The organism is Streptomyces clavifer (assembly GCF_036345975.1).
GTDB classification, from domain to species: domain Bacteria; phylum Actinomycetota; class Actinomycetes; order Streptomycetales; family Streptomycetaceae; genus Streptomyces; species Streptomyces clavifer.
Map to the genome: position 1 here is coordinate 6,260,210 of NZ_CP107793.1, position 24,700 is coordinate 6,284,909.

At 72.7% G+C, this 24,700-nt stretch carries 21 protein-coding genes and 1 tRNA gene; 10 read left to right on the forward strand and 12 right to left on the reverse strand.

The genetic code is table 11. The features are described 5' to 3' along the window. Nucleotide 1: 1 nt before the first annotated feature. The 4 genes from OG927_RS27165 to OG927_RS27180 all read right to left on the reverse strand — a co-directional run bounded on the left by OG927_RS27165 (nt 2) and on the right by OG927_RS27180 (nt 4,260). Complete coding sequence (locus OG927_RS27165; protein WP_330320927.1) at nt 2–1,210, reverse strand: AAA family ATPase; 1,209 nt, start codon at nt 1,208–1,210, stop codon at nt 2–4. Continuing rightward, nucleotides 1,207–2,952 (reverse strand): ankyrin repeat domain-containing protein, encoded by a 1,746-nt coding sequence (locus OG927_RS27170; protein WP_330320928.1) that lies wholly within the window; start codon nt 2,950–2,952, stop codon nt 1,207–1,209. Before OG927_RS27170 ends, OG927_RS27165 begins: the two co-directional genes overlap by 4 nt. Then, complete coding sequence (locus OG927_RS27175; protein WP_209469411.1) at nt 2,949–4,085, reverse strand: leucine-rich repeat domain-containing protein; 1,137 nt, start codon at nt 4,083–4,085, stop codon at nt 2,949–2,951. Before OG927_RS27175 ends, OG927_RS27170 begins: the two co-directional genes overlap by 4 nt. 102 nt (nt 4,086–4,187) lie before the next feature. After that, nucleotides 4,188–4,260 (reverse strand) — tRNA-Arg (locus OG927_RS27180). Nucleotides 4,261–4,483: 223 nt separating this feature from the next. On the opposite strand from OG927_RS27180, the gene OG927_RS27185 reads away from it, so the two are divergent. Together OG927_RS27185 and OG927_RS27190 are read left to right on the forward strand one after the other, a co-directional pair. Next, on the forward strand, nt 4,484–9,427 hold the full coding sequence (locus tag OG927_RS27185; RefSeq protein WP_330320929.1) for a DUF3320 domain-containing protein: 4,944 nt from the start codon (nt 4,484–4,486) through the stop codon (nt 9,425–9,427). A gap of 161 nt (nt 9,428–9,588) precedes the next feature. Further along, entirely contained in the window at nt 9,589–9,945 is a 357-nt protein-coding gene (locus OG927_RS27190) for a hypothetical protein (RefSeq protein ID WP_330320930.1), read from the forward strand. A 139-nt stretch (nt 9,946–10,084) separates the two neighbouring features. Here OG927_RS27190 and aceB read toward each other — a convergent pair whose 3' ends face one another. Both aceB and OG927_RS27200 read right to left on the reverse strand, forming a co-directional pair. Continuing rightward, nucleotides 10,085–11,704 carry a malate synthase A gene (gene aceB, locus OG927_RS27195; protein ID WP_124280704.1) on the reverse strand — a complete coding sequence of 540 codons (1,620 nt, stop codon included), beginning with the start codon at nt 11,702–11,704 and terminating at the stop codon, nt 10,085–10,087. Nucleotides 11,705–11,961: 257 nt separating this feature from the next. After that, nucleotides 11,962–12,567, reverse strand: coding sequence for a nucleotidyltransferase family protein (locus OG927_RS27200; RefSeq protein WP_209469407.1), 606 nt, complete (start codon nt 12,565–12,567; stop codon nt 11,962–11,964). A gap of 187 nt (nt 12,568–12,754) precedes the next feature. Here OG927_RS27200 and OG927_RS27205 point away from each other — a divergent pair, with 187 nt between their 5' ends. Further along, nucleotides 12,755–13,069 carry a DUF5955 family protein gene (locus OG927_RS27205; RefSeq protein WP_056792119.1) on the forward strand — a complete coding sequence of 105 codons (315 nt, stop codon included), beginning with the start codon at nt 12,755–12,757 and terminating at the stop codon, nt 13,067–13,069. 2 nt (nt 13,070–13,071) lie between these two features. On the opposite strand, the gene OG927_RS27210 is transcribed toward OG927_RS27205, so the two are convergent. Both OG927_RS27210 and OG927_RS27215 read right to left on the reverse strand, forming a co-directional pair. Continuing rightward, nucleotides 13,072–13,716, reverse strand: a complete 645-nt coding sequence (locus tag OG927_RS27210) for a response regulator (RefSeq protein ID WP_056792120.1) — start codon at nt 13,714–13,716, stop codon at nt 13,072–13,074. Then, complete coding sequence (locus OG927_RS27215; RefSeq protein WP_330320931.1) at nt 13,713–14,918, reverse strand: sensor histidine kinase; 1,206 nt, start codon at nt 14,916–14,918, stop codon at nt 13,713–13,715. The genes OG927_RS27210 and OG927_RS27215 overlap by 4 nt, the downstream gene beginning before the upstream one ends. A 110-nt stretch (nt 14,919–15,028) precedes the next feature. Here OG927_RS27215 and OG927_RS27220 point away from each other — a divergent pair, with 110 nt between their 5' ends. Next, nucleotides 15,029–16,114, forward strand: a complete 1,086-nt coding sequence (locus OG927_RS27220; RefSeq protein ID WP_056792122.1) for an ABC transporter permease — start codon at nt 15,029–15,031, stop codon at nt 16,112–16,114. After that, nucleotides 16,111–16,800, forward strand: a complete 690-nt coding sequence (locus OG927_RS27225) for an ABC transporter ATP-binding protein (protein WP_056792123.1) — start codon at nt 16,111–16,113, stop codon at nt 16,798–16,800. The genes OG927_RS27220 and OG927_RS27225 overlap by 4 nt, the downstream gene beginning before the upstream one ends. Nucleotides 16,801–16,855: 55 nt before the next feature. On the opposite strand, the gene OG927_RS27230 is transcribed toward OG927_RS27225, so the two are convergent. After that, nucleotides 16,856–17,659: an IclR family transcriptional regulator gene (locus OG927_RS27230; RefSeq protein WP_056792124.1), complete on the reverse strand. Its 804-nt coding sequence runs from the start codon at nt 17,657–17,659 to the stop codon at nt 16,856–16,858. A 334-nt stretch (nt 17,660–17,993) separates the two neighbouring features. Between OG927_RS27230 and allB the strand changes: the two genes are divergently transcribed. From allB to OG927_RS27245, 3 genes are all read left to right on the forward strand, one after another. Further along, complete coding sequence (allB, locus tag OG927_RS27235) at nt 17,994–19,361, forward strand: allantoinase AllB (protein WP_124280700.1); 1,368 nt, start codon at nt 17,994–17,996, stop codon at nt 19,359–19,361. Between the two features lie 3 nt (nt 19,362–19,364). Further along, complete coding sequence (gene alc, locus OG927_RS27240) at nt 19,365–20,480, forward strand: allantoicase (protein WP_330320932.1); 1,116 nt, start codon at nt 19,365–19,367, stop codon at nt 20,478–20,480. 123 nt (nt 20,481–20,603) lie between these two features. Further along, complete coding sequence (locus OG927_RS27245) at nt 20,604–20,933, forward strand: putative quinol monooxygenase (protein ID WP_330321361.1); 330 nt, start codon at nt 20,604–20,606, stop codon at nt 20,931–20,933. Nucleotides 20,934–21,303: 370 nt separating this feature from the next. Here OG927_RS27245 and OG927_RS27250 read toward each other — a convergent pair whose 3' ends face one another. Continuing rightward, the gene (locus OG927_RS27250; protein WP_164494153.1) at nt 21,304–21,699 is read right to left on the reverse strand and encodes a GNAT family N-acetyltransferase; all 396 of its coding nucleotides are present in this window, start codon (nt 21,697–21,699) and stop codon (nt 21,304–21,306) included. A gap of 111 nt (nt 21,700–21,810) precedes the next feature. On the opposite strand from OG927_RS27250, the gene OG927_RS27255 reads away from it, so the two are divergent. Next, complete coding sequence (locus OG927_RS27255; protein ID WP_209469404.1) at nt 21,811–21,999, forward strand: hypothetical protein; 189 nt, start codon at nt 21,811–21,813, stop codon at nt 21,997–21,999. Nucleotides 22,000–22,059: 60 nt separating this feature from the next. On the opposite strand, the gene OG927_RS27260 is transcribed toward OG927_RS27255, so the two are convergent. Beyond that, a complete protein-coding gene (locus OG927_RS27260) occupies nt 22,060–22,896 on the reverse strand; it encodes an aldo/keto reductase (protein WP_124280698.1) in 837 nt (278 codons plus the stop codon). Nucleotides 22,897–22,967: 71 nt separating this feature from the next. Then, complete coding sequence (locus tag OG927_RS27265; RefSeq protein WP_056792131.1) at nt 22,968–23,723, reverse strand: SDR family NAD(P)-dependent oxidoreductase; 756 nt, start codon at nt 23,721–23,723, stop codon at nt 22,968–22,970. A gap of 218 nt (nt 23,724–23,941) precedes the next feature. Here OG927_RS27265 and OG927_RS27270 point away from each other — a divergent pair, with 218 nt between their 5' ends. After that, nucleotides 23,942–24,565, forward strand: coding sequence for a dihydrofolate reductase family protein (locus tag OG927_RS27270; protein WP_209469403.1), 624 nt, complete (start codon nt 23,942–23,944; stop codon nt 24,563–24,565). Nucleotides 24,566–24,700: the final 135 nt, after the last annotated feature.

A 24,700-nucleotide genomic window follows, 5' to 3' on the forward strand; every position in this document is an offset into this window, starting at 1 on the left:
CTCAGCCTCCCTGCGGCAGGGCGCCGGACTGCCGCAGCAGGTCCAGGAACCCGTCGATCCCCGGCGGCACCGGCCAGTCGAGGCTGCGCATCGCCGCCAGGTCGACCGCGGCCCGGGCGGCCACATCGGGCACCCCCGCGTCCACGGCCTTGGCCAGCACGGCCCAGCCCGCCTCCCAGCGCTTCCGGGTCAGGTCACCCTGAACGGCGGCGACGACCGCGATCAGGAAGGCGAGCTGCCGGTCCCCGCGCTCGGGCAGGGCGAAGGCGTCCGGGTCGGCGAGCACACGGTCCGGGTCGGGCAGGTCGAGGTGTTCCAGGTACGACAGCAGCTCGATGCCCGCCCCGTCCCCGACGGCCCCGGTGAGGGCGGCGGCGACCGCCTCCCGGCCGGCACCCGTCGCGTACCCGGTGGCGAGCAGCCGCAGGGCCATGTCCCAGGTGCGCGGGGACGGCCAGGCCCGGCCCCGGCTCTCCGCGTCGGCCGGGAGGTGGTGGACCAGGCCGGGCCGCGCGGTCAGGAAGCCGGAGACGGCGCCCCGCGCACGGGCGGCGGCGCCGGGCACCTTGGCGGGTTCGACGACCGGCACACCCAGCGCGGGCCACGTCCCGGCCATCCCACGGGCGACGGTGCGAGGGTCGTGTGTCCACCGCAGGTGGACGAAGCGGTTGGCCAGCGGCGGGCTGAGGTGCCAGCCGTCCGCCGCGCTCGACGGCGGGTTCGCCGCCGCCACGATGCGTACCGCCTCCGGCAACTCGAGGCTGCCCACCCGGCGTTCGAGCACGACCCGCAGCAGCGCGGCCTGCACGGCGGGCGGCGCGGACGACAGCTCGTCGAAGAAGAGCAGCCCCTGCCCCCTGCGGGCGAGGCGCACCGCCCAGTCCGGCGGCGCCATCGGCACACCCGTCACGGCCGGGTCGTCACCCACGACCGGCAGACCGGCAAAGTCCGACGGCTCGTGGACACTGGCGATGACCGTCTCCAGGCCGAGACCCAGACCGGCGGCGAGCTGCTCCATGCCGGCGGACTTGCCGATCCCCGGCTCGCCCCACAGCAGCACCGGCTGATTGGCGGTCACCGCAAGTGCCAGTGCCTCCAGCTGCGGGCTGCGGGACGGCTCGGTGCGGGTGGTGCGCAGCCGCCGGTTGAGCTCGTCCGCCGCGTCCAGGGGGCCGGGGGCCGGGGACGGGGGCCGGATGGTGGTGCTCACTGTTCCTCGTCCTCTTCCTTCTGCTGCTGCCACTCGTCGTACCAGTCCGACCCGATGCCCGGATGCTCGGCCAGCACCCGCTCCCGGAGGAAGCCAAGGTCCGCGCGCTTGTACCGGCGGATCACCTGGGCCAGCGAGAGCTCCATCTGGTCGATCACGTCGATGCGGGCCCCGGCGTCCAGCAGAGCCCGGACCAGCGCGGCGGAGCCCCCCTCGCTCACCACGACGCCCAGGGGGGTCCGGTCATGGTGGTCCAGGGCCTCGAGGTCGAGCCCCGCCGCCAGTAGCCGGGGCAGCAGCGCCTCGTGGTCGAGCAGGTGCAGCACATGCAGCAGCCCGCGCCGCCTGCCGTCCCGTACGCGCAGGTCGACACCGGCGTCCAGCAGCTCCAGGACACCCGGGGTGTCCCCGTGCTGGACGCGCAGGAAGAGCTCCTGGCGCTGTGCCCGCAGCGCTCTGGGAAGCCGGCCCGTCCCCGACGTGCAGGAGTGCTCGACCGCGAAGCAGCCTGCCACGGCGCCGCCGAACGCACGCATGGCGCTCTCGCGGTTCCGCTCCTCCTCGGTGTGCGGGGAGCGGAGCGCACCGTCCCGGAAGACGACCTCGTGCCAGTCGCCGCGGCACCGTACCCGCACGGGCCGCGGAGCCGACGGGCCCGGCGCACCGAACGGGCCCTCCAGCGCGGGGAGGAGCGCCCCGGCGACGAGCGGGTGCAGCCACCGCGCGGGCATACGCCCGGCCCGCAGCAGGTCGAGGTCCGGCAGGCGGCGCCAGACCACCTCGGGGAGGAAGGCGGCCGCCGTGGCCGTTCCCGGTTCCACGACACTCGCCCGGAGCCGTCCGCCCGCGCTGTGACCGGTGAGTTCCAGCAGGACGTGCCCCCGCCAGTGGGCGCCGATCCGGAAGCGCTCCGTACCGGTCGCCGCCATCGACCGCCGCACTCCCGACTCCAGCCTCGGGATGTCGAGGGCCATCGAGGCGATGACCTTCTCCGGCTCCACGCGGTACCAGGAGCGGTCCGACTCCGGCGGCGTCGGATCCCACTCGACGCCCGCAGCCGCGAACGCCTCGGCCACCCTGCCGTCCCGGTGCAGCAGCGACACCCGCTCCGCCCTCGCCGCGGCGTCACCGCGGTCCGGCGGGGCGGGCTCCCGCGGCGCACGGGGTGTGCCGTCGGGGTGGAGGAACGGGATCCGATCCCCGATGCCGGCCGCGGCACGCAGGTCGCCCGTGCGCCGCGCGTCCCACGCGTACCGGGCCGCCCGCCAGTCCTCGGTGCCGGAGCCGAACACACCGGGAGAGGTCTCGCCGGGGACGGCCCCGAAGTCCAGGGTGAGCCGCTGGGGTCCGTCGACCATCGGGGGCGTACGCAGGTGCAGATACGGGGCGAGGGGCAGACCTGCCCCGTCCCGGTAGCCCGCCAGGACGACGGTGCGGTCGGTGGAGACCGTCGAGCGTCCGCCCAGCACCCGGGGCAGGTGCCAGCGCACCAGATCGGGCGCCAGGTGCTGGAGGTCCGACACGAGCGCCCCGGCCACGGCCGTACCGTGCTCGGCCGCCACCCGGGCAGGGTCGAAGGCCGCGTCGACCCCGGCCACGGCGAGCGCGCCCCGCCAGTCGCCCGCCAGTCGGCGTTCCGTGGCCCGCTCGACCATCCAGCGGGGCACCGCGTACTGACGCGCCCTCCGCAGACTGGACGCCTCCTCGGCCGGGATGAAGGGGTCGTCCGGGCGGTGCCTCACCGGTAGACGCTCCGTATCGCACGCAGATCCGTGTGGGCGCCGCCGTCCGGGCGCAGCCGGGTCGCGAAGGAGCGCTTCACCTTGCGGGGGAGCCCCGGGCCCAACCCCACGTACTCCAGCCGGGAGTCCGCTCCCACGGCACCCAGCAGGGTCTTCGCGCCCCGCCCGGTCAGCCCGGTGTGCGCCAGCTCCAGACGCCGCAGCGGGCTGCCGCGCAGCGCGCCGGCCAGTGCGTGGGCCCCGGCGTCGCCCGTCGCGTTGCCCGTCGCCCCGAGGCTGCGCTCCGACATCGGGCGTCCGAGGTCGAGCGCCTCGATCCCGTCGAGCGCACCCGCCAGGGCGCACGCGCCCGCCGGCCCGATGCCGTTGCCGCCCAGCCCCAGCCGCACCGGGCGCGCCGGGTCGGCCGCGGCGGCGAGCACCGCGGCCCCCGCGTCGCCCAGGTGGTTGGCAGGCACGTACAGCTCCCGCACGCCCGCCTCACGGATCAGCGCGGCGAGCGCGGGTGCGGTCTCCGGGCCGAGGCCGTTGCCGCCGAGGAACAGCCGCTCCACGGGCCGCTTGCGGGTGGTCAGCACCCCGAGCAGCACCTCCAGTCCGGCGGCGGTGATTCCGCTGTTGACCAGGTCCAGGGTGCGCAGCGCGGTGTTGCGGGCCAGCATCCGCGCGAGGACCCGGACACCGGGGTCGCCCAGCGGATTGCGCTTCAGCCACAGGGCCCTGACGGTGTCGTCCTCGTCCAGGGCGTCGGCGAGCGCGGCGGCCCCTTCGGCCCCGATGCGGTTGCAGCCGAGATAGACGGTCCGCAGCGGGTGACGGCCACCGCGCAGCGCGTCCGCGACCGCACCGGCACCCTCGTCACCGAGGGAGTTGGTGCCGAGCAGGGCATGGGTGGCGTGCGGTGACCGTACGAGAGCGGGCATCACCCGGGCCGCACCGGCGGCACCGAGTCCCTGCTTGCACAGATCAACGCGCCCGTCCGCACGCAGGGTCCCCAGCGGGAACACCTCGTCCGCCCCGACGGGCGGCTCCTCCGCGAGCCGTGCCAGCAGCGGATCCAGCAGTGCCGTGTCGGCGAGCGGAATGTCCGGGTGCTCGATCACGGGGCAGCGCACGGGCATTGGCTGCGACATCACAACTCCCCAGTCCCCGCCGGATTCCGGCGGGGACGGACGACCGCGTCCGCCGCCCGTCCAGGACGCCGACGCCATCGACTTTCCTTCACGAAAAGGCGGCAAGACCGGTCGGATTCGAACCGACGTCCTCCAGCTCGATGCTAGGGCGCGACGACCTCTGCGCTACAGCCTTGCCGTGCGTGATCATAGCTCCAGAAGAGCGCTAGTCGCACGCCAGTGCGACTGTTTTCCGAGAGCTCTTCAGGTCCTGATTTGTTCGGTCCTTCACAACAGATACATATCGTGTTGCCCTGCACCGGCGTGTCGGACCATCTGGGCTGATAAGTAGATACCTCCAGGGGGGACCTGTTGAGAGTGGATACCCCTGTGCGCCCTGCTCAGGAGGTACCTGCCCCATGCCCCGTCAGCCCCAGACCCTGTCCGCCGACGCGAGCGATCCGGGTCTCGACCGGCTGAAGGCCGTGCTCGACGGGTGGCGCAACTCCCTCCTGGACATGGGCGGACGGAACCGCCTGCTGAACTTCCGGCACACCAGGACGTCGACTCTGGAGATCACCTCGCCCGACGCGGGGTCCCTGCTTCCGGTACTCGCCAAGGGCCGGGAGTTCGCGCCGGTGGTGGAGGCCGGCGACGAGGACCGCGATGCGGCCGAACGCCGTGCCGACCCGGGACTGGTCACCCAGAAGGCCACCCAGGCGACGTTGGACAGCGCCCTGTACCAGCTGAGGCAGAAGTCCGGTCAGATGTTCAACGACTACGGCCTGTGGGTGCTGTGGCTGGGGATCGGCATGCTGGACTGGCGCGAGGACGGCGCCCACGAGGGCAGCCTCGCACCGCTGTTGCTGGTCCCCGTGGAACTGCGCCGTGACACTCGTCGCGGGTACCGGCTCCACCTGGCCGACAACCAGGACCGGGCCCACAATCCCGCACTCGCTGTGAAGCTGGAGCGGATGGGCGTCGACTGGTCCACGGTCACCGCCACCGACGTCAACGACCTGCCCGCCCTGTTCTCCGCGGCCCGCGCCGTCTGTGCCCGGCAGAAGGGCTGGTCCGTCGACGAGCGGGTCGTACTCGGCCTGTTCGCCTCGCACCGCGAAGCGATGTACCAGGACCTCCAGCAGAACGAGGACCGGATCCTCGGGCATCCGCTGGTCCGCGCCGTGGCCCTCGGCCCCGACGCGGGCCTGCCCGACGACCTCATCGGCTTCGAGCCGCCCGAGCTGGACCGCATCGACGACGTCCAGCTGCCCGAGAAGACCCCGCTGGTGCTGGACGCCGACGCCTCTCAGCGCCAGTGCATCGCCGCGGCACTCGACAACAGGTCCTTCGTGATGAGCGGCCCGCCCGGTACCGGCAAGAGCCAGACGATCACCAACATGATCGCCGCCCTCATGCACGCCGGGCGCAGCGTCCTGTTCGTCAGTGAGAAGGCTGCTGCGCTCGACGTCGTACGCAACCGTCTGCGCGGCGTGGGCCTCGGCGACTTCGTCATGGCGCTCCACAGCGGTGACACGAGCAAGAAGGCGGTCGCCACCGAGCTCGCCCGGGTGCTGACCACCGAGGCCCGCGTCACCGGAGCCGCCGAGCACGAACTGGAGCGGGCCCGGCGTCTGCGCGAGGAGCTGTCCGCGTACGCCGCCGGTATGAACCAGGAGCGGGAGCCCCTCCGGCAGACCCTCCACGACGTCCTCGGACGACTCGTCCAGCTGGAGCGTGCGGGCACACCGCAACTGCCGTTGTCGGCCCAGAACGCGAAGACCGTCCAGACCCTGAGCGCCGGAGCGCTGCAGGAGCTCGCCGAAGCAGCCCAGGCGGTCAGCAGAGCCTGGCGTCCCGCAGCCGAGGGGGAGGCCTTCCCCTGGCGCGGGCTGGTCGGGACATCGGCGCACCAGGTCGCCACCGAGGCGTCCGACGCTCTCGCCGCACTGCAGACCGTGGCAGGCCGCCGCCCCTTCGCGGGGAGTGTCGACGAAGCCCGGTCGGTCCGCGCACTCCAGCAGGCCGTACGCTCCGTGCGGGCCGGCCTCCCCGACGGCATCGGCTCGCCCGACGCGCCCCTCCCCGACGACGTGTCCGGCCGGCTCGCGCAGCTCGCCGACCTGTTCGGCGTGCCGAAGCGGGGGGAGGTCGACGCGGCCTTCGCCCTCTGCGAGCTCGCGGACCTGACCACCGCCGAGCACCGCCCGCCACGCGGGTGGTTCGACCGCGACACCCTGCGCCGCGCGCACCGGGCCGCGCAGGAGCTGCGGCAGGCCCTGGAGGCCGAGACCGAGGCGCGCACGGCCGCCGAGGACGTCTTCCACGAGCGCGTCCTCGATGCGGCGGACCTGGCGGATCTGGTGGCCCGTTTCGCGGATCAGCACCGTGGGCTGCGGGCCCGGTTCTCGGCCCGTTACAAGGCGGACCGTGCAGCCGTCGCGGCCCTCACCCACTCCGGGACCTGGGCCAAACCGCTCGTCGGCCGCCTGGAGCACGCACTGGCCTGGCACGTGGCCGCGGCCGAAGCGGCACGCCTCGCGTCCGAGCACGCCACCCTCCTGGGCCGCTACGTCCCCCGTGAACGGGAAGCGCTGGACGTGCTCGACGAGGCACTGGCCACCGCCGACCGCGTGGCCGCCCTGGGCCGCGAAGCCGACGGGTGGGACCTGCTCGCCGGGCAGCTCGCCGACGGTGTCGAGACGGACCGCCTGCCGGCGCTGCTGGCCGCCGATGTCAGGCGGTCGCTGGGCGACTGGTGTGCGATCTCCACCCGCCGGGCCGAGCGCTGGAGCACGTCCGTGGCCACGCTGCTCGGCCTCTTCGGTCCTGCCCGGCAAGGGCAGCTCTCCCCGCTCCTGCTGGACACCTTCGAACAGGCGCAGCAGGTGGTCGGCACGTTCCTCGCCGACCCGCACGGTCCCGAGGAGTGGCACGCCCACCGTGACGGCCTCGACGTCCTCGCCCGCCATGGTGCCGACGGCCTCGTGGCGAGCGCGGCCGAGCGGTCCGTCGATCCGCGGCAACTGCCCCACATCGTGGAGCAGGCGATGCTCCGGTCCTGGGCCGACGGCATCCTCGCCACCGACGCACGCCTGCGCACGACCCGTTCGGACGACCTGGACGCACGCGTGGCGGACTACAAGGAAGCCGACCGCCGTCTGATCGCGGCCGCGGGCGGAGCCGTGATCGAGGCGTGCAACAAGCGCCGGCCCCGCCGCTTCGGCAGCGGGGGCGGCGCCGTCATCACCCGCGAGGCCGAGAAGAAGACCCGGCACATGCCCGTGCGTGAGCTGCTCGGCCGGACACGCGAGGTCGTGCAGCCGATCAAGCCCTGCTTCATGATGAGTCCACTGACGGTCAGTCAATTCCTGCCCGCCGACTACCACTTCGATGTGGTCGTCTTCGACGAGGCCTCACAGGTCCGGCCCAGCGACGCGATCAACTGCATCTATCGCGGACGTACGCTCGTCGTGGCCGGGGACGACAAGCAGCTGCCGCCGACCTCGTTCTTCGACTCCGCGGGTGAGGACGACTCGGACGAGTACGAGGAGGACGCGCCCGAATCCTTCGAGTCCCTGCTGCACGCCTGCAAAGCCGGCGCCATGCGGGAACTGCCCCTGCGCTGGCACTACCGCAGCCGCCACGAGAATCTGATCACCTTCAGCAACCGCTCGTTCTACCAGAACTCGATGGTGACCTTCCCCGGCGCCCTCGACGAGGGCAACGACGTCGGTGTCGCCTTCCTCAAGGCCGACGGCGTCTACGACCGGGGCGGCCGCCGCGACAACCGGGCCGAGGCGAGCTACGTCGCCGATCGCGTCATCCACCACTTCGACACCCGCCCCGGCCGGACCCTCGGTGTGGTCGCCCTCTCCCAGGCACAGGCCTCGGCCATCGACCAGGCCGTGCAGCAGGCCCGTCTCGTGCGCCCGGACCTCGAGCACTGCTTCACCGAGGGCCGCCTCGACGGCTTCTTCGTCAAGAACCTCGAGTCGGTACAGGGCGACGAACGTGACGTGATGATCATGTCGGTCGGCTACGGCCCCGACGAGCACGGCAAGCTCGGGCTGAACTTCGGCCCCATCAACAAGGGGGGCGGCTGGCGGCGCCTCAATGTCGCCGTCACCCGCGCCCGCTACCGCATGGAGGTCGTCGCCTCCTTCCGCGGCGCGAGCCTGGCCGACAGTGCGAACGAGAGCGTCCAGCACCTCAAGCGCTACCTGGAGTACGCGGAGAACGGTCCCGCCGTCCTCGCCCGTGACGTCATCCAGTCCGACGCGGAGCCGGACAGCCCCTTCGAGGAGTCCGTACTGGCCGTGCTGCGTGACTGGGGCTACCAGGTCCAGCCGCAGGTCGGCGTCGCCGGCTACCGCATCGACCTCGGCCTGCGGCACCCGGAGCTGCCGGGCGCCTACGCCCTGGGCATCGAGTGCGACGGGGCGATGTACCACTCCTCGAAGACGGCCCGGGACCGGGACCGGCTGCGCGAGCAGGTGTTGAACGGCCTCGGCTGGCGGTTGTACCGGATCTGGGGCACCGACTGGTACCGGGGGAGGGCGGCGGCGGAGCTCCGGCTGCGCGAGGCGGTCGAGCAGGCGATCGCCCGGGGCCCGCTGACGGCGTCGGTGCAGCCGGGGCCCTCGGCACCGGCGGAGGCGGAATCCGTAGCCGTGGCCTCCGCGGTCAGTCCGGCCGGTCAGTCCGGCGGGCGGGTGCTCACCGTTCCCCTCACACCCGTACCCGCGCGGGCGGAGGCGCCGGCCGGTATCGAGTACGAGCGGGTTCCCGTCGACGTGGAGGTGCAGCGTGAGTGGAGTGCTCCGTATCGTGCCTGCCGGATCACAGCCACCTCCGGCGGCCACGAGCTGCACACGGTGGAGGCCAGGCCGGCACTGAAGGAGGTGCTGGCGCAGATCATCGGCTCCGAAGGGCCCATCCACGAGGACCTCCTGGTGCAGCGCGCCCGTGAGGCGTGGGGCGTGGGCCGGGCGGGGAACCGCATTCGGGACAACGTCCGCGCCGTGGCCCACCAGCTGGTCCGCTCGGGAGGCTTCTCCTCGCAGGGCGACTTCTACGCGGCGGCCGGTGGGGGCAGCGTCAGGGCGCGGCGGGCGGAGGACGGGGAGGCGGCGCGCAAGGTCACGTACATCGCGCCGGCTGAGCGGCAGTTGGCGCTGAGCGAGCTCGCGGCGGAGTGTCCCGGCATGACCCAGGACGAGTTGATCAAGCAGGCGTGCGAGTTCTTCGGGTGGCGCAGGATGGGCGCGGACATCCGCACGTGCCTGGAGGCGGACATCGCGGAGCTGTACAGGCAGCGTCGGCTCGAGGGCGGGCCCGGCCGCATCAACGCATTGCGCTGACGGGTACCTCGGAGGGCTGGACGAGGCCCGTGGGCCGTCGGCCGGCCGTGGGCCTCACCGGCGGTCGGGTGATAGGTTTCGAACGTGTTCAAAAGTGAGGGCGTGGCAGGCCGGGCGGCCACTTCCGGTGCGTCGTGCGTCATGAGGAGAGGCCCGCAATCATGAGCCGTAGCAGCCGTTTCCGGACCGCTCGGGCCCTCGCCCTCGCGTACGTCGCCCTCACGGCCCTCGCCGGGCTGATCGCGGGCGCGCAGGGATCCTCGCTCGCGGAAGTGCTGGTGTTCTGGCTGTCGCAGCCCGGGCTGAACGTCCTCTACGTCTTCGTCCTCATGCCGCTCACCGTGGCGTTCGGCGACTTCGGCGGGGGAGGGGGCGAGCCAGGTGCCGTCGGCTCGGCGCTCGCCGGCGGGCTCGGGGCCGCCGTGAACGTTCTGCTCGTGCGCGGCGCGGTCTGTTTCCTCCGTAGGGTCGCCGCTGATCTGCCCGTCTGCCGGAAGCGTCGTACGCCCCTCGGCTGACCGGCCCGTGCGGCGCCCCCTCTCGGCTCGCTCCGCGGCCGCCCGTCGCGTTGCGGGCCGGCCGGCATCGCACTGTCCCCGGCCGCACACCGCCCCCGGCGCCGTGCGGCACCGGGGGCGGTCGGGAGCGCGCGAGGTGTCAGCGCAGCTGCTCGTACGCCGGCAGCGTCAGGAAGTCGGCGTAGTCCTGGTCCAGCGAGACCTGGAGCAGCAGGTCGTGGGCCTGCTGCCACTTCCCCGCGGCGAACGCCTCGTCGCCGAGTTCCGCGCGGATCGCGGCCAGTTCCTCGGTGGCGACCTTGCGGGCCAGGTCCGCCGTGGCGTGCTCGCCGTTCTCGAAGACGACGTCCGCGTTGATCCACTGCCAGATCTGCGAGCGCGAGATCTCCGCGGTGGCCGCGTCCTCCATCAGGTTGAAGATGGCGACCGCGCCCATGCCCCGCAGCCACGCCTCGATGTAGCGGATGCCGACCGCGACGGCGTTGCGCAGACCGTCGTACGTGGGCTTCGCGTCCAGGGTGTCGATGGCGATCAGGTCGCCCGCCGCCACCGAGACGTCCTCGCGCAGGCGGTCCTTCTGGTTCGGCTTCTCGCCGAGGACGGCGTCGAACGAGGCCATCGCGATCGGGACGAGGTCCGGGTGGGCCACCCAGGAGCCGTCGAAGCCGTCGCCGGCCTCGCGGTCCTTGTCGGCCTTGACCTTCTCGAAGGCGACCTTGTTGACCTCCGCGTCGCGCCGCGAGGGGATGAAGGCCGCCATGCCGCCGATGGCGTGCGCCCCGCGCTTGTGGCAGGTACGGACGAGGAGTTCGGTGTACGCCCGCATGAACGGGGCGGTCATCGTGACGAGGTTGCGGTCCGGCAGGACGAACTTCGGTCCACCGTCACGGAAGTTCTTGACGATGGAGAACAAGTAGTCCCAGCGGCCCGCGTTCAGCCCGGAGGCGTGGTCGCGGAGCTCGTAGAGGATCTCCTCCATCTCGTAAGCGGCGGTGATCGTCTCGATCAGGACCGTCGCACGGACCGTGCCCTGCGGGATGCCGACGTAGTCCTGGGCGAAGACGAAGATGTCGTTCCAGAGACGGGCCTCCAGGTGCGACTCCGTCTTCGGGAGGTAGAAGTACGGGCCCTTGCCCAGGTCGATCAGCCGCTGGGCGTTGTGGAAGAAGTAGAGGCCGAAGTCGACCAGCGCACCGGGCACGGGTGTGCCGTCCAACTGCAGGTGGCGCTCGTCCAGGTGCCAGCCGCGCGGGCGGGTGACCACGGTCGCGAGCTCCTCGGCGGGCTCGAGGGCGTACGACTTGCCGGACTTCGGGTCGGTGAAGTCGATGTTCCGGGTGTACGCGTCGCTCAGGTTGAGCTGGCCGGTGATCACGTTCTCCCACGTGGGGGCGGACGCGTCCTCGAAGTCGGCGAGCCAGACCTTGGCGCCCGAGTTCAGGGCGTTGATGGTCATCTTGCGGTCGGTCGGGCCGGTGATCTCCACCCGGCGGTCGTTCAGCGCGGCCGGGGCCGGGGCGACCTTCCAGGAGTCGTCCGCGCGGATCGCCGCCGTCTCGGGCAGGAAGTCCAGTGTGGAGGTGCGGGCGATCTCGGCGCGGCGCTCGCCCCGGCGGGCGAGCAGCTCGTCGCGCCGCGGGGTGAACCGCCGGTGCAGCTCGGCCACGAACGCGAGGGCCGCATCGGTCAGGACCTCGTCCTGCCTCGGCAGGGGCTCGGCGTCGACGATGGCCAGCGGGGACGGCGCTGGTGCGGACATGAGCTGTCACTCCTTCAGCGGGGCGGTGCGGACGGTGTGCCGCGGTCGCCGGGTCGCCCGGGTGCGGCACGGGGTGCCAGGGCTCCGGGATGCGGCCGTGGGTGCCGTCCGGGGGCAGAAGCGGTCCTGCAGAGCTTCTGATCAGTGGATATTAGTTTCCTCATGGTGGAAGTTCAATGGTTTGTTGATGTCGAGATTCTCCGGGTCGACAGAGGTGCGCCCGCGGTGGCCCACCGTGCCAGGGCGGGCACCACCGGTCACTCCAGGTGCCGCAGATCCTCCGCCGTGTCGATGTCGAAAGCCTGAGCCACATCGGAACACTCGACGAGCGTGATCGCATCGTGGTGCGCCCGCAGGTACTCCCGTGCGCCCCGGTCGCCGGTCGCGCCCGCGGCGATGTCCGCCCACCGGTCGGCCCCGAACAGCACCGGATGGCCGCGCTTCCCGCCGTACGCCGCCGCCGCGAGGGACGACCGGGTGCGGTAGGCCGACCGCACCCGCGCCACCGCCTCCGCCCCGATGCCCGGCTGGTCGACCAGGAGCACGAGCGCCGCGTCCACGTCCGAGCCGACCAGCTCCCCGAGTCCCGCCCGGAGCGAGGAACCCATGCCCTCCTCCCACCAGGGGTTGACGGTGGTCACGCACCCGGAGAGGTCCGCCCGCGCCCGCACCTCCTCGGCCGCGGCACCGAGCACCACATGGACGGGGCCGCACCCGCCGTTGCGCAGCGCACGCACCGCGTGCTCGACCAGCGGACGGTCGCGGTGTTCCAGCAGCGCCTTCGGCCGGCCACCGAGCCGACGGCCGCCACCTGCGGCCAGCAGCACCCCTGCGATCACCGGGACGGGTTGTGTGTGAGCCATGGCCCCTGGATACCACCGCCCCGTTCGCACAGGCGAAAGGCATGTCACCCTCACGGGTACTCTTTTGTGTCCGCGCGGTGGCGCGCGCCGCCTTTTATGGCGTTAACTTGCTTACAACCCTGGGCACTTGACCGCCGTCCGGGATCTGATGAGTACTGCGGCACGCAGTGGCGCGAGGGGGAGTGCTTTGTTGCGAAGTGTGGGGCAGAAGCGGTTGCGCGGTGATGAGGACCTGAGGGTGACGGAGCTGCGTACGGCCGTGTCCCGGCTCCGGCGCGAGCTGGCCGGCCATCCTTCCGAGTTCCCGGACCGGGGCATCGCCGAGGACGAGCTCGCGGCGCTGGACGCCATGGCGGCCAGTGGTACGCCCGAGATCCCCCGGCTCCGCCGCTCGCTGCTGCTGGTCGCGGGGGCGATCGGATCGGTCAGCGCACTGGCGCCCGGCCTGCGGGCCGTACGGATCGCCGTGGACCTCTTCGGGGAGCCGCCGCGCCACTCGTGAGGTCAGCGGCGGAGCAGACGGCGCGCGGTGGCCGCAGCGACCGCCGAGGTGCGTGAGTCGACTCCGAGCTTGGCGTAGATGTGCACCAGGTGGGACTTCACCGTCGCCTGGCTCAGGAACAGCCGCTTGCTGATCTGCTGGTTCGACAGGCCCTCGCCGACGAGCTGGAGGACCTCCAGCTCGCGCTTGGTCAGGGCCTGCGCGGGGGTGCGCATCCGGTCCATCAGACGGTGGGCGACCGCCGGGGCGAGTGCCGAGCGGCCGGCCGCCGCCGTGCGCACCGCCGCCGCCAGCTCCTCCGGAGGGGCGTCCTTGAGCAGATAGCCCCCGGCCCCCGCCTCGACGGCTGCCAGGATGTCCGCGTCCGACTCGTACGTGGTGAGGATCAGCACCCGGGGCGCGTCCGCCGCAGCCGTGATCGCGGCGGTCGCCTCCGCGCCGTGCATCCCCGCGCCGAACTGCAGGTCCATCAGGACGACGTCGAAGGCGCCGGTCGCCGCGAGGGCGACGGCCCGCTCGGCGGTCGCGGCCTCGGCGACGACCTCGAAGTCCTGTTCCGTGTCGAGCACCGCGCGCAGGCCGGCCCGGACGACCGGGTGGTCATCGGCGAGCAGCAGCCTGATCGGGCCGGTCGTGCGGGGGGTCATGCGGCGGGGTCCTCTCCGTCGGCCGGCGGATGGGGGAGTGGCAGCGGCAGCGTGACCGCCAGCGCCGTGCCCTGGTCCGGCGCCGACTCCACGCTCAGCGTGCCGCGCAGCGAACGGGCCCGCGAACGCATCGCGGGCAGGCCGAAGCCCCCGCTGCCCGAGCTCCGCCGTACCCCGTCCGTGGCGCCCGGGTCGAAGCCGCACCCGTCGTCCACGACGTCCAGGGACACCGACGTCTCCATGAAGCTGAGAGTGATCTCCGCCCGCCGTGCGCCGGAGTGCCGCACCGTGTTGGCCAGCGCCGACTGCGCGGTGCGGAGCAGCGCCACCTCGTACGGGGTCGGCAGCACCACCGGCGTGCCGCTGACCGCGAACTGCACGGCGAGCTCCGGTGTCGAGGTGCGGGACGACAGCCGGGACAGGGCCGCCGCCAGCGAACCGTGCTCCAGGTCCGGCGGACTCAGCGCCCGCACGAAGCGGCGGGCCTCGGCCAGATTGTCCTGCGCGGCCTCACGGGCCCGGCGCACATGAGGGGTGGCCGGTGCGTCATGGGGGAGCGTGCGCTCGGCGGCCCGCAGCAGGAGCTGGATGCTGGACAACCCCTGGGCGAGGGTGTCGTGGATCTCGCGGGCCAGCCGCTCCCGCTCGGCCAGGGTGCCCGCGTCGCGCTCCGCCTCGGCGAGCTCCGCCCGGGTGGAGACCAGCTCCTCGATGAGCTCGCGGCGCCGCTCGCTCTCCCGGAACAGCGCGTCGTACCCCCACGCGGTCGCGACGGCCACCGCCGCACCGAGCAGCGGGCCGATGAACGTACCCGGACCGATCTCCTGGTCGTGCAGCAGGAAGCCGGTGATGGCACCGGCCGCGGTGACCGCCACGGCGGCCAGCCCCCAGCGCACCGGAAGCAGGTGCAGCTGCAGGAAGTAGAGCGGGAAGGCCACCCACAGGGCGTCGGGCGACAGGGCGAGAAGGGCCAGCCAGACCGCGCCCAGCGCGGCCAGCCAGAGGGCGGCGGCCCGGGTGTGCGGCAGTACGACGGGGGCCAGCGCGCCCGCCCCGTAGAGCGCGGCCATCACCGCCGCGAGCACGACGAACGCGGTGTCGTCCATCGAGCGGGTCGCGGCGAGCGCGAGCAGCCCCACCAGCAGCGCGTGCAGACAGAGCCGCAGGGCGGTGGTGACGTGGGTGTGCGCACGCGGATCCATGGTCGTTCCAGCGTAGGGGCGACCGGCCCGCGACCGGTCAACCGAAAGGTTGATGTCCGCCCCGTCCGGCGTGCGATGTCCGTCCGGGCCCGGGGCCCGAATCTGGAGTCATGTTCGTCGCATGGAGAGATCTGAGGTTCGCCAGGGGCCGGTTCGCGCTCATGGGCGCGGTCGTGGTGCTGATCACGCTGCTCGTGGGGCTGCTGTCCGGCCTGACGGCCGGGCTGGCCAGGGAGAACACCTCGGCCGTCACGGGGCTGGGCGCCGAACGTCTGGCGTTCGCGGCCCCACCGGACGGCCGCCCGGTGTCCTTCACCGACTCGGCGGTCGAGGAGAATGCCTGGCGCACCTGGGCCGCCCTGCCCGGAGTCACCGCCGCCGAGCCCCTCGGGATCCGGACGCTGGACGCCGCCACCGGGGAGGGGGACCGTACGGCCGCGGTCTCGGCGTTCGGCGTCCGGCCGGACGGCGGGCTCGCGCCCGGAGCGGTGGCACCGGGCCGGGTGGTGCTCTCCGAGCAGGCCGCCGAAGCCCTCGGGGCCGGCGCGGGCGACACCGTCCGGCTGAGCGGCGCCGAGGTGACCGTCGACGCGGTCGCGGGCGACGCCTCGTACAGCCACACCCCGGTGGTGTGGGCCTCGCTCGACGACTGGCAGGGCTTCGGCCGGGACGGCGGCAGCATGGCACGGGCCACCGTGATCGCGCTGACGACGCACGGAGCCGACCTTGCGGCCGGCGACCTGGCGGCGGGCACCCGCACCCTGACCCTGGACGAATCCCTCACCGCGATCGGCTCCTACCAGGCGGAGAACGGCTCGCTCCAGCTGATGCGGGGCTTCCTCTTCGCCATCTCCGCCCTGGTCATCGGCGCCTTCTTCACCGTCTGGACCATCCAGCGCGGCGCCGATGTCGCCGTGCTCAAAGCGCTGGGTGCCTCCACCCCGTACCTGCTGCGGGACGCGCTCGGACAGGCCGTCGTGATGCTCGCCGCCGGTACGGGCACGGGCACCGTGCTCGCCGCGGGCATCGGTGCGCTCATCGGGGGAGGTGCCGGCGCCGTGCCGTTCGTCCTGGACGCGTCGACCGTACTCGTGCCGGCCGCCGTCATGATCGCGCTCGGTGCGCTCGGGGCCGCGCTGTCCATCCGGCGGATCACCGCCGTCGACCCGCTCACCGCACTCGGGAGTGCCCGATGACCCTCACCCTCGCCGACGTCACCCTCACCTACCCCGACGGGGACGCACGGCTCACCGCCCTCGACCGGGTCTCGCTGGACGTTCCCGCGGGCACGCTGACCGCGGTCGTCGGACCGTCGGGGTCCGGCAAGTCCAGCCTGCTCGCCATCGCCGCCACGCTGGTCACCCCGGACCAGGGGCGGGTCGTCGTGGCGGGCACGGACACCGCCGGGCTCGGCCGTGCGGAGAAGGCGGCGCTGCGCAGGGAGCGCATCGGCATCGTCTTCCAGCAGCCGAACCTGCTGCCGTCACTGACCGCCGCGGAACAGGTGCAGGTGATGGCGCACCTGTCCGGCGGATCCGTACGCGCGGCCCGGGCCCGGGCGGAGGAGCTCCTGGACGCGGTCGGCCTGGCCGACCGGGCGGACCGCAGGCCGCACCAGCTGTCGGGCGGCGAGCGCCAGCGGATCAACATCGCGCGGGCCCTGATGAACGAGCCCGCCGTGCTGCTCGTCGACGAACCGACCAGCGCACTCGACCACGAACGGGGCGCCGCGGTCCTGGACCTGCTGGCCGCGCTGACCCGGGAACGGTCGACGGCCACGGTCCTGGTCACCCACGACCTGGCGCACCTGGACCGGGTGGACGGGACGGTGACGATGGAGGACGGACGGCTGACGGCACCGGCCGCGACGTCCTGCCGCTGAAGCGCGGGACCAGGCACCCGGAACGGGCGTCGGGACCCTTCACCCGCTCCGGGGGTCAGCCCGCCGCGCCGCCGCTGCTGGCCAGTGCCTCGGAGAGCTCCTTCGCGGTCTGCTGCAGGATCGGCACGATCCGCTCCGTCGCCGCCTCCGTCACCCGCCCCGCCGGACCGGAGATGGAGAGGGCGGCCGAGGTGGGGGAGTTGGGCACCGACACGGCGAGGCAGCGCACCCCGATCTCCTGCTCGTTGTCGTCCACCGCGTAGCCCGCCCTGCGCACCTGCTCCAGCGCGTCCAGGAAGCCGTCCGGGGTGGTGATCGTCTTCTCGGTGGCCGCGGGCATGCCCGTACGGGCCAGCAGCGCCCGGACCTCGTCGGCCGGTGTGTTCGCCAGCAGGGCCTTGCCCACACCCGTGGAGTGCGGGAGCACCCGGCGGCCCACCTCGGTGAACATCCGCATCGAGTGCTTCGAGGGCACCTGGGCGACGTACACGATCTCGTCCCCGTCGAGCAGCGCCATGTTCGCCGTCTCGCCGGTCTCCTCGACGAGCCGCTGGAGGTAGGGCCGTGCCCAGGTGCCCAGCAGCCGGGACGCGGACTCGCCGAGCCGGATCAGGCGCGGGCCCAGCGCGTAGCGCCGGTTGGGCTGCTGGCGCACGTATCCGGCCACCACGAGGGTGCGCATCAGCCGGTGGATGGTCGGCAGCGGGAGCCCACTGCTCGCGGAGAGCTCGCTGAGGCCGACCTCGCCCCCGGCATCCGCCATGCGCTCCAACAGATCGAAGGCACGTTCGAGGGACTGCACCCCGCCGCTGGAGCCGGCGGGCTTGGAGTCGGAAGTGCTGGCGTGGGACGGCGGCACGTCAACGGTCCTTTCGAGGCAGGGGCAAGGCAGCAGCCTACCGGGCTGTTCCCGATCGGCCCACTGCTCCCGGTGCGGCGTCCTTGCCGGTCAGGACCCGTTCTGTCCCGTTGTCGGCGGTCGGGTCCGCAGCCCGGCCGCGGGCTCGCGGGGCCACTCCTGGCGGCATTCTACGTTCCGTATGCCGAAATTGAACTTTTACTTTGTGGAAATACCCTCCGGGTGGTGCGAGTGGTCTTCTGGGGGTCCCGAGGGGAGGGTGGGGTCTTGACGGGCCGTGTCCCCGAGTGAAGACTCCTTCAACAGTTCGTTGAATTCTGAGGAAGGGGCGCGCGTGGCCGGTGCGGATGCGAAAGCGGAGACGGAGGCGGACGTGGGGCTGGTGCTGCGCTCCACCCGTGTCGTCACCCCCGAGGGGACCCGCGCCGCCGCGGTCGTCGTGGCCGGCGGGGTGATCGAGGCCGTCCTCCCGTACGACACCGGGGTGCCCGCCGGTGCCCGTCTGGAGGACTTCGGTGACGACGTGCTGCTGCCCGGCCTCGTCGACACCCACGTCCATGTGAACGACCCCGGCCGCACCGAGTGGGAGGGCTTCTGGACCGCCACGCGGGCCGCGGCGGCGGGTGGCATCACGACCCTGCTGGACATGCCGCTCAACTCGCTCCCGCCGACCACGACCGTCGAGCACCTGCGCACGAAGCAGCGGGTGGCCGCGTCCAAGGCGCACATCGACACCGGTTTCTGGGGCGGCGCGATCCCGTCCAACACGAAGGACCTGCGGCCGCTGTACGAGGCGGGAGTCTTCGGCTTCAAGTGCTTCCTCTCGCCCTCCGGCGTCGAGGAGTTCCCCGAGCTGGACCAGGAGCAGCTGGCCCGGTCCATGGCCGAGATCACCGGCTTCGGGGGACTCCTCATCGTGCACGCCGAGGACCCCCACCACCTGGCGTCCGCCCCGCAGCAGGGCGGACCCGCCTACGCCGACTTCCTCGCCTCACGGCCGCGCGACGCGGAGAACACGGCGATCGAGGGCCTCATCGCCCATGCGCGGCGACTGAACGCCCGCGTCCACGTCCTGCACCTCTCCTCCGCCGACGCCCTGCCGCTGATCTCCGAGGCCAGACGCGAGGGCGTCCAGGTCACCGTCGAGTCCTGCCCGCACTTCCTCACCCTCACGGCCGAGGAAGTCCCCGACGGCGCGACGGAGTTCAAGTGCTGCCCGCCCATCCGGGAGGCCGCCAACCAGGACGCGCTCTGGGCCGGGCTGGCCGACGGCACGATCGACTGCATCGTCTCCGACCACTCGCCCTGCACCACCGATCTGAAGACGCCGGACTTCGCCTCCGCCTGGGGCGGCATCTCCTCCCTGCAGCTGGGTCTGCCCGCCGTCTGGACCGAGGCGCGCCGGCGCGGCCACACCCTCGACGACGTCGCCCGATGGATGTCCGCCGCCCCCGCCGGCCTCGCCGGACTCACCCGCAAGGGCGCCATCGAGGCGGGCCGCGACGCGGACTTCGCCGTCCTGGACCCCGACGCGTCCTTCACCGTCGACCCGGCCGAGCTGTTCCACCGCAACCAGGTGACCGCCTACGCGGGCCGGACGCTGTACGGCGTCGTCAGGTCGACCTGGCTGCGCGGGCAGCGGATCGCGGCCGACGGCGTACTCGCCGGGCCCACCGGCCGCCTCCTCGAAAGGAACCACTGAACCATGACGCCGACACGGCACTTCACCGGCGACGCGAGCCCGTACGGAGGCGGCGACCCGTACGCCGACTACCGCACCGCGGACTTTCCCTTCACCTCGCTCCTCGACCTCGCCGACCGGCGGCTGGGCGCGGGCGTCGTCGCCGCCAACGACGAGTTCTTCGCCGAACGCGAGAACCTGCTGAAGCCTGGGCCCGCGGAGTTCGACCCGGAGCGCTTCGGCCACAAGGGCAAGATCATGGACGGCTGGGAGACCCGCCGCCGACGCGGTGCGGGCGCCACCGAGCCCCACCCCACCGACGAGGACCACGACTGGGCCCTCATACGCCTGGGCGCACCCGGAGTCGTCCGCGGACTGGTCGTCGACACCGCCCACTTCCGCGGCAACTACCCGCAGTCCGTCTCGGTCGAGGCGACCTCCCTCCCCGGATCGCCGTCCCCCGAGGACCTTCTGGCGCCCGGTGTGGCGTGGACGCCCCTCGTACCCCGTACGGCCGTCGGCGGCCACGCGGCCAACGGCTTCGTGGTCGACGCCGAGCAGCGCTTCACCCACCTCCGCCTCAACCAGCACCCGGACGGGGGGATCGCACGCCTGCGGGTGTACGGCGAGGCAGTCCCCGACCCCGCCTGGCTCGCGGCCCTCGGTACGTTCGACCTCGCCGCCCTGGAGAACGGCGGACAGGTCGAGGACGCCTCCGACCGCTTCTACTCCCCGGCCACGAACACCATCGCGCCGGGCCGCTCGCACAAGATGGACGACGGCTGGGAGACCCGCCGCCGGCGGGACAAGGGCAACGACTGGATCCGCTACCGGCTGGCCGCACGCTCGGAGATCCGCGCGGTCGAGATCGACACGGCCTACCTCAAGGGCAACGCGGCGGGCTGGGCGACGCTGTCGGTGAGCGACGGGGAGGGCGAGGAGTGGACCGAGATCCTGCCCCGCACCCGGCTGCAGCCCGACACCAACCACCGCTTCGTCCTGCCGGAGCCCGTGTGCGGCACTCGGGTGCGGATCGACATCTTCCCGGACGGCGGGATCTCACGGCTGCGGCTCTTCGGCTCGCTCACCGAGGCCGGCGCGGCGCGACTGGCGGCCCGTCACCAGGAGCTCGGCGGATAACGGTTCCCCGGGGCGGGCCCGTCCGGCGGCACCCGGGTGTGCCGGACGGGCCCGCCCTGTAGGCATATGGGAGCCTGGTCGGTGCCCGATCCGAGGGACACCGGCCCCGACCAGGAGTTGCCCATGATCTTCATCGCCGTCAAGTTCACCGTCCGCACCGCCGAGCGCGACAACTGGCTGCCGGCCGTCGACGCGTTCACCCTTGCCACCCGTGAGGAGCCGGGCAACCTCTTCTTCGAGTGGTCGTACAGTGTCGAGAACCCCGACCAGTTCGTCCTGCTCGAAGCCTTCGCCTCGCAGGAGGCGGGCGTGGCGCACGTGAACTCCGACCACTTCAAGCAGGCGATCGACACCATGTCCGAGCTGGTCGCCGAGGTCCCGGAGATCATCAACGTCGACGTGCCGGGCGACGAATGGTCCCGGATGGCGGAGGTCACCCCGCGCAACCGGTAGGGCGGCACCCGCACGGGCGGGGGTGCGCTCCTCGCGCCGGGTGGCGGGACGTCGAGGTCGTCGGCGCGGGCAGGCGCGCTGCGTCGGCCCCTCGTTCCCCCGGCCGGGGCGGCGTCATCGGCGCCCGGGCTGCCGTGGTGCACGTGGTGTGCGCGGTGTACGTGGAGCGGTGGTGCCGCTCGCGTGTCCGCCCTTCACCGTCTTGACGTCCATGCCGGCCGACCCCAGGAATCCGACGGCCGAATGACGGCTGAGCGAAAGAAGGATCGCATGGAGCGGCGTGAGCTGATCGAATACCGCAGCCTGCAGGGTGCGCCATCGCTGCTCTAGCTCGGCGGCGGTGCGCTCGGGCGTCGCGCAGCGAGGCGGCTCAGAGCGCGATGAGACCGGCCGTTGTCGGTGTGAACCCGCAGGCGTCGAAGTAGAACGGCCGCAGGTCGTCCTCGAAGTCGACGTGCAGCCACGTGCATCCGGCTTCGCGGGCTTGCCGGGCGGCCTCGGCGATGAGGTCGGCTCCGATCCCGGACCGGCGCCTGCCTCCCGCGACCACAGTGTCGAGGATGAATGCGTGAACGCCGCCGTCCCACACGACGTTGACGAAGCCGACGAGGTCACCGTCATCACGTGCACAGACCCATCCGAGGCTGTGGCGTTGCACCCGGGTCAACCAATCGACATCCCGGGTCGGATGGTTGAAGCCCTCTGCGTGCAGCGCATTGACTGCGACGTTGTCGAAGCCGCCCCGCCACTCATAGGTGATCGTCATGGCGCGAGCGTAGACCGCCACCCCTGCCCGATCCTCCTCCGCGGCAGGGGCTGGTACGCGCAGGACATGCCGGACGAGTTCGAGGACCACGAGGCCGCGCTCCAGGACTAGGTGGACAGCACCGACCCGGGCCTGGTGGCCCAGCTCGCAGGCGAGCTCCGCGAGCTGCTCGCGCTTCCCGCCGAGGAGCTCGACTCCATCACCGGGCCGGCCGAACTCGGCCTGGAGGTCGAGCCGCCCGTCCCGCTCAGCACGGTCGGGTGGCTCGTCGAGCCGGCACGAGCGGTCGACCGGCACTGACCCGGAGGCCGGGGTTCGTGAGCCGGCTTCCCAATCCTCGACTGCGCTCCACGGTGACGGTCAGAACTCCTCGTGGGTCTCCGGGTCGCCGCCGAAGCGGTGCGACGGCCGGGACCCGATCCGCTCGAGCTCCTCCGGCGTCAGCTCGAAGCCGAACAGGTCCAGGTTCTCCCGCTGCCGTCCGGGATCGGCGGACTTCGGGATCGGCACCGCGCCCAGCTGGGTGTGCCACCGCAGCACCACCTGGCCCGGCGTCACCCCGTGCGCCTCGGCGGCGGCCACCACCGCCGGGTCCTCCAGCACCTGGCGGCCACGGGCCAGCGGGCTCCAGCTCTCCGTGACGATGCCCTTGGCGGCGTGCACCGCACGCAGTTCCTGCTGGGGGAGCAGGGGATGCATCTCGATCTGGTTCACGGCGGGCACCACGCCCGTCTCCCGCTCCAGCCGGTCCAGGTGGGCCGCCGTGAAGTTGGAGACGCCGATGGACCGGACGAGACCGTCCTCGCGGAGCTTGATCATCGCCTTCCAGGTGTCCACGTACCTGCCCACGCGCGGCAGCGGCCAGTGGATGAGGTAGAGGTCGACGTACTCCAGCCCCAGATTGCTCCGTGACTCCTCGAACGAGGCCAGTGTCTCCTCGTACCCGTGGTGGCGGCCGGGCACCTTGGTGGTGACGAAGAGGTCCTCGCGCGGTACGCCGCCCCGGGCGATGCCGCGGCCCGTACCGGTCTCGTTCCGGTAGTTCAGCGCCGTGTCCACGAGCCGGTAGCCCAGCCCCAGTGCCCCGGCGACGGCCGCCTCGGCCGCCTCGTCGTCGAGGGGCCAGGTGCCGAGGCCCACCGCGGGGATGGTGCGGCCGTCGTTGAGGGTGTGTACCGGGGCCGGGGTCTGGCTCATGGTCTGCCTTTCGGGTCCGTAGCGTCCTGCCAGCGTAGGCCGGGCGGCGGAACGGGGCAGCACGGCGGGCGTTACGCGGCGTGACCGCCGTCCACCACCACCTCCGTACCGGTGATGTAGGCCGCCTCGGAGCTCGCCAAGTAGGCCACCAGGGAGGCCACTTCCTCCGTGGTGCCGAAGCGGTCCAGTGCGGTGGCCGAGCGCTGGCCGGCCGCGAACGGTCCGTCCGCCGGGTTCAGGCCGGTGTCGACCGGGCCGGGCTGGACCAGGTTCACCGTGATGCCGCGCGGGCCGAGCTCCCGGGCGAGCGGCTTGGTGAGGCCGGACAGGGCGGACTTGCTCATCGCGTACAGGGTCCCGCCGGGGCCGCCCGCGTACCTGCTCAGAGCCGTGCCGACCGAGATGATGCGGCCTCCGTCCGCCATCCGGCCGGCCGCGGCACGGCAGGCGAGGAACACCGCGCGTACGTTGACCGCGAGCACCCGTTCCACCTCGGCCGCAGTGAGGTCCGCGATGGGTCCGAGAACACCGATGCCCGCGTTGTTGACGAGGACGTCGAGCCGGCCCAGCGCGTCCGCCGCCTCGTGCACGGCCGCCGCCGGCGCCTCGGCGTCGGCGGCGTCGGAGTGCAGGGCGACGCCCCGGCGGCCGTACCCCTCTATCCGGCGCACGACGGCTTCGGCCGCCTCCTTGTCCCGGACGTACGTGAGGACGACGTCGGCGCCGTCCCGGGCGAGCCGCAGGGCGGTCGCCGCACCGATGCCCCGGCTCCCGCCGGTCACCAGCGCGGTCCTGGTGCTGCTGGTCGTGTTGTTGTCGCTGGTCATGGCGGGTTCCTGTCCATCCGGGGAGGCCGCCGGGCCGGTGTGGCGGCGGCAAGGACAAGGAAAGTCCTCCGGGCCCGCGGACACCGGCGGGAAACGGACGCCGAGGGCGGCTCCTGCCACCGGGCGCACCGATGGGTTCCGTCCGACAGTGGGATCTGAAGAGGTGCAGGCACACGGGATGCCGGGACCCGCCGGCAGGGATGTGAAGGAGCAGGACCATGGCGAAGCTGACCCTCACCGCGTTCGTGACCCTCGACGGCGTGATGCAGGCTCCCGGCGGCCCCGAGGAGGACTCCAGCGGCGGGTTCGAGTGCGGCGGCTGGATGGTGCCCTTCGCGGACGAGGACACGATGGCGTTCATGCACGAGGTCTTCGACCGCACGGGCGCCTTCCTCCTCGGACGGCGTACCTATGACATCTTCTCGGCCTACTGGCCCCGGGTGACCGACCCCGAGGACCGGATCGCAGCCCGGCTGAACACCCTGCCCAAGCACGTCGTCTCCACGACCCTGAGGGATCCGGAGTGGGAGAACACCACGGTGGTCCCGGGCGACGTCGCGGCCGAGGTCGCCCGGCTGAAGGAGCGGACGGAGGAGGGCGAGCTGCAGATCCACGGCAGCGGCGCACTCGCCCGGTCACTGATGCCGTACGACCTCATCGACGAGTACCACCTGCTGGTCCACCCGGTCTTCCTGGGGTGCGGCCAACGGCTCCTCCCGGACGGCGGCCCGCCGACGGCCTTCGAGCTGACCGGTGCGCGGACCACCGCGAGCGGCGTCGCGATCCACACCTACCGGCCCGCCGGGCACGCGCGGTTCGGGTCGTTCGCACTCGACGCGTGAGCCACGGCGGGCGCAGGCCGTACGGGCACCCGGGGCGTGCCGCGCGGCGGTGGTACGGCAGTTCGGCGGGTGCCCAGGGGGCAGCGGACAGCGACGCGGCGCTCGTCACCGCAGTGCGTGGCCGCCCGAGGCGCG